The 3,536-nt window shown below is 60.8% G+C and carries 4 protein-coding genes; 1 reads left to right on the top strand and 3 read right to left on the bottom strand.

Annotated elements, in window-relative coordinates:
- Nucleotides 1–300: MarC family protein (locus PDO_RS11290; protein WP_037073555.1), on the top strand; the 300-nt coding region annotated here is incomplete at its 5' end.
- 94 nt (nt 301–394) lie between these two features.
- Here PDO_RS11290 and PDO_RS11285 read toward each other — a convergent pair.
- The 3 genes from PDO_RS11285 to PDO_RS28790 all read right to left on the bottom strand — a co-directional run.
- Nucleotides 395–2,497 (bottom strand): ATP-binding protein, encoded by a 2,103-nt coding sequence (locus tag PDO_RS11285; RefSeq protein WP_009109381.1) that lies wholly within the window; start codon nt 2,495–2,497, stop codon nt 395–397.
- On the bottom strand, nt 2,494–3,222 hold the full coding sequence (locus PDO_RS11280; protein ID WP_458574649.1) for a winged helix-turn-helix domain-containing protein: 729 nt from the start codon (nt 3,220–3,222) through the stop codon (nt 2,494–2,496). The genes PDO_RS11285 and PDO_RS11280 overlap by 4 nt, the downstream gene beginning before the upstream one ends.
- A 120-nt stretch (nt 3,223–3,342) precedes the next feature.
- Nucleotides 3,343–3,536 (bottom strand): hypothetical protein (locus PDO_RS28790; protein ID WP_210161516.1); only part of this gene is annotated, 194 nt, incomplete at its 5' end.

Here is a 3,536-nt window from a genome sequence, read left to right as displayed (position 1 = left end):
GTGTTTCCGCTTGCTGTACCCTATATGCTCAATCCCGTTGGTATCACTGTCGTCATCATTGCGTCCGGCGAAGTCGTCTCGGTCGCCAGCGCAGCCATGGTCATCGGGCTGATTTTGCTCGTCGCGGCTTTTGACTATCTGGTGTTTACCAATATCGACGTGCTCGCCAAACGCATGAAACCGGCGACGATGGTGGTCTCGGAGGTGGTTTTCGGCATTCTTCTGACCGCCGTTGCCGTGCAATTGATCGTTAGTGGACTTGGCGGTCTGGGAATTATTGCTCCCAACATTGCGCATTGATCAGAAATTGATCTTAGAACGGAAGATCGGCGGCAGTGCGCAGGGAATACGAACGATGCGGCCAGTTGCATCACCTGCCGAAATTCGCTGATGCTCAGATCTGCTCGATAGGAAAACTGAGTTCCACGGTCGTTCCGTGTCCCTGTCGCGAATGGATCGTGGCGTCGCCGCCGCTCTGGCGGACGAAGCCGTAGACCATCGCCAGTCCGAGACCGGCGCCGCCTTTTTTTCCGCGCGTGGTGAAATAGGGCTCGAACGCCTTGTCCACCTGTTTGGCCGTCATGCCAATCCCCGTGTCGCGGACGGAGACGATGACGGCGCCCCCGGTCAGGACGGCCTTGATGGCGATCACGCCGCCATCTGGCATTGCGGCACAAGCGTTCAGGCAAAGGTTGAGAACCGACTGCTCGAAAAGGGCGGCATCGAGAGGAATTGCCGGCAGGTCGGCATCGAGTTCCAGTTGCAGGTGGCTTTTGCTGCCGATGGCGATTTCCAGGATGTCGGCCATGCCGCGAAGCAGGCTCCGCACATCGACACAGCTGGGATTGATCGGTTGCTGGCTGCCGATGGACAGCATGCTGCTGGCCAGGTCGCGTCCGCGATCGGCGGCTTTGCGGATGCGGGCAATGTGTCGCCGCTGCCGGTCGTTGAACCCGTCTTCCCGCTCCAGCAGCCCGAGGCTGCCCGTGATGATGCCGATCATATTTCCGACTTCATGGCTCACCTGATGCGTCATGCGCATGATGCCATCCAATCGCTGCGCCTTGGCGGCTTCCGCTTCCTGCCGGTCGATCGTCGTGACGTCGCGCGCCAGGAGCACAATCCCGCCATCGGGCTGGCGCGACAGCGATACCTCAATCACTGTGCCATCCTCTGCGTGGTGCCGTATGACTGCCCGTTCCGAGAGGTTTCCCGGCCTATCCTCATCCGGCAGGAGATCGGGATTGATTTCCGGAATGGGCAGGACGAAGCGTCGAAGCGGGAGCTTGCGCGATGAGCCTGAACGGCCGACCAGTTCGATCATCCGCCGATTCATGGTGATCGGCCGGCCCGTCGGGTCAAACAGCGCAATGCCCTCGTTCATGTTGCGAAAGGTTGAACGGATGGTGCGGGCAGCGGCTTCTGCCGTGCGCCGCAGCCGCGAGACACGGTCGACGCTGTCCTTGAACGCCCTGAACGCGTCGAGCAGACGCAAAAGCTCCGTCTCGTTGCCGCGGTAGTCGGGTGGGCCGATATCGGTATCGCCCTTTGCCAGCGCATTCATGCCGTTTGACAGGTTGCTGATGCCGCGTGAGACCCGCATCACCGAGCGGATCGACAGTGTGGCCATGGTGAAGACGAGCAGGGAGGCCAGGGCGACGATCACCAGCAGCCGGCTCAGCGCATCGGAAGTGGAGATCAGATCCTCGTTCAGCGCGCGGGCGACAGCGTCGTTTTGCATCTCCGTGGCAAGCGATAGTTCCCGCGATACCGAATGCAGCCGCGCGACGGAGGCGCGAATGGCAAACATTTCGAGCAGGTAACGGGTCTGGGCATCGAAGACCTGCTCATAGGGGCTAAGCTCGGTCGGCTGACCAGTCGGAGCCGGCGGCCTTGCGTCTTCGCTGGCTGCGGTTTCTGCCACATACCGACGCTGCAGCTCTCCCAGCTGGAAAAGACTGTCCGAGGTTGATGCTGATTGCACGATGGCGTTCAACCGGCGGCGCAGATCGGCATCGGCAACGCCGCGGCCCGTTGCGATTTCGCTGAGAGCTGCTGCGGCTTGCGCCTTGTGGGCCTGCGCGGAGTCGGCATCGCTCGCCAGGGTGAGCGTCTGGGTTCGGATATGGCCGAGCAGTTCGATGATCTGCGCGCTGGCAAAGCCCTGGATCAGCCTGTCAAAATTCTGCGGCTCGATCGTGCGCAGGAGGCTGTCGACCTGGGCGACGACGGCGCGGCTTTCGCTCGATACCCTGTAGGGCGAGGTGGCATTCATCAGGAAGGGTGCACTGGAGACGAGATCCGACACCTGGCGCGAGACCAGCGAGGCCTTGGTCAGGCTGGAAAATGCCTGCAGGCCATAGGCTGCCATTTCGTTGCGCGCCTTCTGCAGTCCGTAGATCGCGATGGTCGACAGGCTGAAGACCAGAAAGCAGATGAAGACAATGGCAAACGGCAGACGAAAGGCAATGGATGACAGAAACGGGCGGTTGATCACGATGACAGCTCGACCTCGTCCATATGCAGGACGTAACCCTTGCCACGCCGCGTCTTGATATGGCGTGGCAGATCCGGATTGCGTTCGATCTTGCGCCGCAGCCTCAGAACCAGGACATCGACGTTCCGGTCGATATAGCGATCGCTTTCTGAGCCGAGGCGATCGAGAATCTGGGCCCGGCTGACAGGCTGGTTGGGCGTCTGGGCGAGAATTTCAAGCAGGGCAAATTCAGCGGCTGTCAGCGTTCGGCTCTGGTCGGACAGGCAGACGGCCCGCCGACCCTTCATATCGATCGCCCAATCACCGAGCCTGAGGGCGGAGCTGGAATGGTCGCGGTCTGTCGCCCGGCCCAACTGCCGGTCCAGCTCCTTTTCCAGGTCCTTGTCCGGCCGCAACGACGGGATGGTCCGACGCAGGACTGCCTTGATGCGGGCCGTCAGCTCGATCGGCTCGAACGGTTTGACGACGTAATCGTCGGCCGCCGTCTCCAGGCCGAGCACGCGTTCTGCGGCGCTGCCGGCGGCTGTCACCATGACGATGCCGATATTGGCCTGGGCCCGCAGTCTTTGGGCGAAAACGCGACCGGAAATGCCAGGGAGATTGTGGTCGACCAGCACCAGATGCATCGGCTCCTTCTCCAGCATTTCGGCGGCTTCTTCTGCCGACCCTGCGCAAGCCGGTATCCAGCCTTCCGCCTCGATGAGATCGGAAATCAGCTCCGCCATGTCCGGGTCGTCCTCGACGATCAGAATGCGAATTGTGTCTGTCAGCAATATGTAGTCCTCCCATGATCACCATAGGCACGGTGGCGCCAATGTTCAAAGGCTTGCTGGTTATGGCGGATGTCACAATTGTAATGAATGTAATGTGCTTCGGCGCTGCAGTGAAAATTCGGTAACCATTCTTGGATTGCGGTCGCCGCCAGATCTGACATGTTCGGAGCCCAGAGATCGGAGCGAGGAGGTTCCGGTCAGGGAGGTTTCACCAGTGCGAGCATTGAACGCTTTCGGCTTGGCCGTGGGCATAAGCTTCGGCGTCG

The sequence above is a fragment of the Rhizobium sp. PDO1-076 genome (assembly GCF_000247475.1).
GTDB lineage: Bacteria > Pseudomonadota > Alphaproteobacteria > Rhizobiales > Rhizobiaceae > Allorhizobium.
Note: the sequence above shows the minus strand (reverse complement) of the source record. Positions and strands in the feature narration are given on the sequence as shown.